General features: G+C 32.9%; 4 protein-coding genes. All 4 read right to left on the minus strand.

What is annotated here, in order from left to right:
• Positions 1–167 precede the first annotated feature (167 nt).
• Positions 168–1,016 (minus strand): class I SAM-dependent methyltransferase, encoded by an 849-nt coding sequence (locus ACH2BG_RS08955; RefSeq protein WP_395047351.1) that lies wholly within the window; start codon positions 1,014–1,016, stop codon positions 168–170.
• A gap of 62 nt (positions 1,017–1,078) precedes the next feature.
• Positions 1,079–2,950, minus strand: coding sequence for a tRNA uridine-5-carboxymethylaminomethyl(34) synthesis enzyme MnmG (mnmG, locus tag ACH2BG_RS08960; RefSeq protein WP_395047352.1), 1,872 nt, complete (start codon positions 2,948–2,950; stop codon positions 1,079–1,081).
• 155 nt (positions 2,951–3,105) lie between these two features.
• Positions 3,106–3,528 carry an rRNA maturation RNase YbeY gene (ybeY, locus tag ACH2BG_RS08965; protein ID WP_395047353.1) on the minus strand — a complete coding sequence of 141 codons (423 nt, stop codon included), beginning with the start codon at positions 3,526–3,528 and terminating at the stop codon, positions 3,106–3,108.
• A complete protein-coding gene (locus ACH2BG_RS08970) occupies positions 3,521–6,883 on the minus strand; it encodes a hypothetical protein (protein WP_395047354.1) in 3,363 nt (1,120 codons plus the stop codon). Before ACH2BG_RS08970 ends, ybeY begins: the two co-directional genes overlap by 8 nt.
• Positions 6,884–6,890 lie beyond the last annotated feature (7 nt).

The raw sequence follows: 6,890 nt of genomic DNA on the forward strand, positions 1-6,890 counted from the left end.
TTATCGAAACGCTAATTATAATAAAATCTTATGGTTTGATTAATACATATAGTTTTTCATTATTAAAATAGGCTTTTATAAATTCGTTTTAAGCCAAAATTTGTTTTTTTGTATGAATTTATATCTTTCTAGTCGAAAACGATTCTAAAAAGTGTTTAAAATCATTTTTAGTTGTTTTTTATCACATAAATGTGTGACGAATACTCTAAATTTCGTTTTGCTTTCATATTTGACTTCAATCCGATGTAAAAAGCTTTTATGAAATTCATTTTTCCATTTTTATATTTTTCTGATAAAAGCGACACATAAAAACTATCAAAAATCATTGGAAGGATTCTTATCAATTTCATATTCTCTCTAGCAAATAATTTTTCGATAGAAATTTTAGAGAAATGCCACAAATGTCTTGGTACATCATAAGCAGCCCAAAACGCTCCATAATATTTTGCATCAAATGATTTATAATTTGGCACCGCAATAATTATTGTTCCGTTTGGTTTTAATAATCTCTTTAATTCTATGATTTGATTTTCTAAATCAGGAACGTGTTCTAGAACGTGCCACATTGTAATTACGTCGAAAGAATGAGGTTCGATACTTTCTAAATTATCTGCAAAAGAAACGCCTTTTGAAATTGAAATTGCTTTTGCTTTTTCATTTGGTTCAATTCCTGTAATTTTCCAATCTGATTTTTTTGCTGTGGCTAAAAAATCGCCAGTTCCTGCACCAATATCTAATAAACTTCCTTTTTGTGAATGAAGAGTATTTATTAAACTTACTTTTTTGTTTAACGAATATGATTTAATAATTTGATATAACTTCTCGAACAAAGAACGTTTACCATCGGTATGTGAAATATAATCTTCGCTTTCGTAATATTTTGGAAGAACATCTAACGACGGTTGCGGATGCGTTTTTAGTAATTGTAATTCTTCATCAATAAACAACTCAAAACTTTCTTTTGATACTGAATTGTCTTTTACTTTGATAAAAACAGATTGGTTTTGAAAATTCATATTGTAATTTGCTATGAATGTTAGTTATTAATTTTGATTAAGTTTCACGTGGAACAATTGACTTATCTCCCAAGGAAAACCAATAATACCGAAATATCACTTGGCGAAACTCCAGAAATTCTTGAAGCTTGCGAAATAGTTACGGGTCTTATTTTAGATAATTTTTGTTTGGCTTCTATAGACATCGATTTTATTTGATGGAAATCGAAGTTTTCTGGGATTTTTAAATCCTCCAATCGGGTTTGTTTTTCGGCATTGGCTCTTTCTTTATCTATATAACCAGAATATTTTACTTGAATTTCTGCTTGTTCTAATATTTCTTGATCTAAATCATGACTGGCAACATATTCTGCCACATTATTAAATTTTAGAACATCAGCCAACTCAATTTGTGGGCGAGATAGAATCTTAAAAATTTTATCCGTTTGATTTACTTCGGCAGTTTCTTTAGCAATTAAAATCGGATTTGCTTCGGCAGGAGTAATGCTAGTTTCTTTGAAGAAAGCTACCATTTTTTCTGATTCATTCAGTTTGTGTTCCATTCGTTTCAAACGAGCATCAGAAGCCAAACCAATTTTATTAGACATTGGCGTTAACCTAAAATCGGCATTATCCTGACGCAACAATGTTCTGAATTCGGCACGAGAAGTAAACATTCTGTATGGCTCTTCGGTTCCTTTGGTGATTAAATCGTCTATCAAAACACCTATATAAGCTTCGTCACGTTTTAAGATTAAAGGTTCTTGTTCTTTCACCTTGAGTGCGGCATTAATTCCAGCCATCAATCCTTGAGAAGCAGCTTCTTCGTAACCAGTAGTTCCGTTTATTTGCCCTGCAAAATACAAACCTTCAACCAATTTAGTTTCCAATGTGTGTTTGAGTTGTGTAGGAGGGAAGTAATCATATTCGATAGCATAACCAGCTCTGAAGAATTTTACTTTTTCGAAACCAACCACCGAACGCAATGCTTTAAATTGAATGTCTTCTGGCAAAGAAGTAGAAAATCCGTTTACATAAACCTCGCAAGTATTCCAACCTTCAGGCTCTACAAACAATTGGTGTCTATCTTTATCTGCAAAACGATTTATTTTATCTTCGATAGAAGGACAATATCTTGGACCCAAACTTTTAATTCGACCATTAAACATTGGCGAACGTTCGAAACCTTCACGCAATATATCATGAACTAAAAGAGAGGTATAAGTCATGTGACAATCTCTTTGGCGTGCCAATGGTTTTGTTATATCTGAATACGAAAATTTCGATGGGTTTACATCTCCAGCTTCCACATTCATTTTAGAATAATCTAACGAACGACCATCTACTCGAGGTGGTGTTCCTGTTTTCATTCTTCCTGATTCGAAACCTACTTTAACCAAATCTTCTGTAATTCCGTAAGCGGCACTTTCTCCAGCACGACCTCCACCAAACTGTTTGTCGCCAATATGAATTAATCCGTTCAAGAAAGTTCCATTAGTAAGCACAACAGATTTACCTCGAATGGTCAAACCTAATGATGTTTTAATGCCGAGAACTTTGTTGTTCTCGATAACCATTCCAGAAACCATTTCTTGATAAAAATCTAGATTTGGAGTTCCTTCAAGCATCAATCGCCATTCTTCTGAGAAACGCATACGATCACTTTGAACTCTTGGTGACCACATTGCAGGTCCTTTAGACTTGTTAAGCATCTTGAATTGAATGGCTGTTTTGTCTGAAACAATTCCCGAATAACCACCAAGAGCATCAATCTCTCGAACTATTTGCCCTTTGGCTATTCCCCCCATAGCGGGATTACAAGACATTTGCGCAATGTTCTGCAAACTCATTGTAACCAATAGGGTAGAGCAACCCAAATTTGCCGATGCCGCAGCAGCCTCGCAACCTGCGTGACCAGCACCAACAACTATAACATCATATTCTTCTAAAAACATATTTATTTACGAATTACGAATTACGAATTACGAATTATGTTCGCGACTCTAATTCTATTATGCTTTGTTCCACGTGGAACGTAATTTAAAAATATAGATTACAAATCAATGTTTCACGTGGAACAGATTTGTAATTCGTAATTTAAAATTTGTAATTAATTTTGTTTCACGTGAAACAATTTTATTTTTTCATCTTCTTTGGAGCGCATTAATAACTCGTCCGGCTCAAATTTATCTTTGTAACCGCAGTAGTGCAAAATACCGTGAATCATCACGCGTTTTAATTCTTCTTCAAAAGAAACTTTAAACTCATCTGCATTCTCACGAACCCTTTCGATAGAGATGTAAATATCACCATGTATTTCATTTCCTAGCGAATAATCGAAACTTATAATGTCTGTTAACGTATCGTGATTTAAATATTGCTGGTTAATTTCAACCAAATAATCATCGTCGCAGAAGATATAATTTATCTCCCCTTCAGATTTATTTTCTGAAATTATAACACTAGATATCCAATCCGTGTAAATGGTTTCTTCTAGTATTTCGAAATCTATTTCGTAATTAAAACTAATCATTTTTCTTAAAATATTCTTGAACCTTGCGGTTAAAATTCGAGCGCAAAGGTAGTGTTTGTCTATTTAAAATTTCAATACTATTTAAATATTCTTGAAGCTTATGCGGTAGGGGATTTGCGGTGTTATTAAAACCCTTTTTATTTGTATTCGATTGTCTTTTCGAATCTTGATTTTGTTCTTGAATCGCTTTCTCTAATTTGAGTAATTCATACTTCAAGTTGAGTGCTTTTTGAATTGCATCATTAGAAAAACCTTTGTTGATTAATTGCTTTTCGATTTGCTTCATTTGATCTAAAGCATTTTGTCCAGCACCTCCCAAACCATTTTTCTCGAGTTCCTTTTGCAAAGCATCACGCAATTGTTGTTGCTCTTTAAGAATTTCTAAAACTGCTTTTGCATCACCCTCACCATCTTGTCCGTTTTCACCATCGCCTTTTCCATCGCTTCCTTGTCCAGATTTTCCGTCTTTTCCAGACTTGCCATCTTTTCCTGATTTACCATCCTTTCCATCACCTGGTTTTTCTCCCGGCTTCTCTCCAGGTTTATCACCTTTACCTTTACCATCTTTCATTTTCTCACCAAGACCTTGTTGCTTTTTGATAATATCTGGCAATTGCATTCCGCCACCCTTTCCTTTTCCTGGTTTCGGTTTTCCTTTGCCCATTCCCGAAAGCGACATTTGCATACTGTTTAAAACATCACTTAAAAAATTGGCTAAATTATTCGCGCTTGTCAAAGAAAATTGTTGACTTGATGTTCCTCTGGCAATTTGATTGTCGGAAAGCAAGTCGATGCTTTTATCAATGTTATAATGAACTTTTCCAATTTCAGTTGTTATTTGTTCGCTTATTTTTGGATTACGCAAAGACATCGCAAACAAACTATCATCGACATGTTTGAATTGTTGTTTTAAATCTTGTTGCGTTTTTAAGTGTTTCGAAAATGCATTTGATGTATTCGTAATCGCTTTAAAATTCTTAATTAATGATTCTTGTGAAAACGAAAACGCCAACAAATTATCTAGAATTTGACGAAGCATTGCTACGTCTTCTTCCATTTGCTCTTTCTCTCCGCCTTCCATCTCTTCACCCATTTTCTGACTCATCTCTTTCATCTTCTTGGCTGCACTTTTTTGTTTTGGTGCGGCTTTTTCCTTTTGTTGCTTTTGTAATTCTTCCGATGCTTTTTGCAAATCTTTATCAATGCTTTCCTCTTTTTCTTTATCTTGAGGAATATCTAATGGTGATTTTAGTTCTTTATTTTCTTTATCAAGATCTTTTAATTCTTGTTGAATTTTATCAAATTCCTTATTGATTTCGTTTTGTTTTTCTTCAGAATTTTCTTTCTTATCATCAGCAAGCTTATCTTCCCTTTCAGCAAGCTTATCTAACTTGTCTGCGAGTTGTTCTGCTTTTTTCTCGACATAATATCTTTTAGTCAACTCAACCAATTGCTCTAAAGTCTTGGTTTGGTTTTTACTTTTCTGTTGAAACTTTTCTAATTTTTCTTGTATTTCTTCTTGGTCTAATTTTTCATTCAATCGTTTTAATTCGTCCAGAAGCTTCTGATTTTTTTCTAATTCTTCTTTCGATTTTTCTAAACGTTGTTTCAATAATTCCTTTTTCGGGTCATTTTCTTCAGCCTTAAATTTTTCTAAATTATCTTTAATCTTTTCAGAAAACTCCTTCATCATTTCGTCTTGTTGTTTCTGACGTTTTACGAAGTCATCTAATTTTTGCTTGTCTTTATAATCTAAATCTTTTTTTTCTTTATTGTTTTTCTGCAATTTTTCTAATTCAGAATTTTGCTTGTCTTGATTATTTAATGATTTTTCTAAAGCATTGATATTCTCATTTTGCTGTTGCAAATTTTCATTTTCTTTTTCTTCGACGGTAGATTCACGATACAAAAACTCAGATGATTTTGTGCTTTTGTAATGATGGATGGCATCGTTATCAAAAACTTCAAAATAATATTCATACGCTACACCATCGGTAATAGGCAAGGTGCTCGGAAAAGAAAATACAAATTGATCGAAATTACTTTCCTTTACAGGTATAGTTCCACGCTTGGCAGCTTGTGGATTATCCTTTGGAAAATAAACAACACTAAGCTTCGAAAATCCGTAATCATCCGAAATCTGGCCTAAAACATATTCTTTAGAACCCTTTAAACTATCGGCAGCCATCTCCACTTTGATTGTTGGAAACTGATCTTTTACAACATTAATAGCATAATTGAGTTTTTCGTAGTTTTTTACTGCTTTATTAGAAGTAAATATCTGATATTCTGTATTTTGAAATATATTTTTACTTAAATTGAATGTGTTTCCAGAATTTGCAAACGAATAAGATTTATTTGCTTCAATCAGATTGATGTTTTGAGTCGCAACAGTATTAATTGTCCAAGTAATTTGCGTGCCTTCGGGAACAATTGCATTTCCAGTTCCTTTGATTGTTTCTGATTTCTTATTCAAATAATTAGGGAAATTAAGTAACATCTCAAAATTTGCAATCGCAGGAACGGTAATCACATTCAAAGTATAATCGACAGAAGAAACTTCGTTGGCTTCGATATGAAAATCGATGTTTTGCATGGGTTTGGTTAATACAAATTGAAATTCTCCTTGCTTCGTGTTTTCCATAAAATAACTTTCGTCATCTATAAAAATCATGGCTTTTTCCGGAACAACGTTTCCAATAGTTTTTACTTTCAAAATAAAATCTTTGTTTTGTTCAGTTTGCAAATTTTTGTTTACCAATGTAAAAGCAAACGGCGCTGGAGGCAAAAATTGTTGTTTGTAATTTACCACACGATTCATGCTTTCGGTAATGAGTTTTTGTTGCCCTGAAAGCATGAGAAACAAAACAAAAAACAAAGGAATGATTGCTAATGGCAAGAACTTTTTGTTCTTTTTAAAATCGATAGCATTAGAAAAAGGAATCGGTTGCAGTGAATTTGCTTTTTGATTTATTGATGCTAAAAGTAATTCCGACTGGTTTTTGTCTTCTGATAGTTGAAGGAAATTAATCAACTTATCATTTACCTCAGTAAAATGGTTGCCAATAATTTTAGAAGCTTCAGTATAATCGATTCCTTTTTGAAGTTTAAACAATTTGAATATTGGAAACGCAATAAATCTTCCTAACAAAAATAGCTGAACCAAAACAAATACTACAAACAAAAATGTTCTTCCCGTTGGTTTTAACCAAAAGAAATATTCGATAAAACTGGTGGCAAAAAGATAAAGTAATCCCAGACCAATAAAGAAAATTGTCCCACGTAACAATTCGTTGGTATAAAATTTCTTGATGAAATCTTCTAGTTTTTTAAATATGAGGCTTTTTGAATCCAAAATTACA

This window comes from Flavobacterium sp. (assembly GCF_043779715.1).
Taxonomy (GTDB): domain Bacteria; phylum Bacteroidota; class Bacteroidia; order Flavobacteriales; family Flavobacteriaceae; genus Flavobacterium.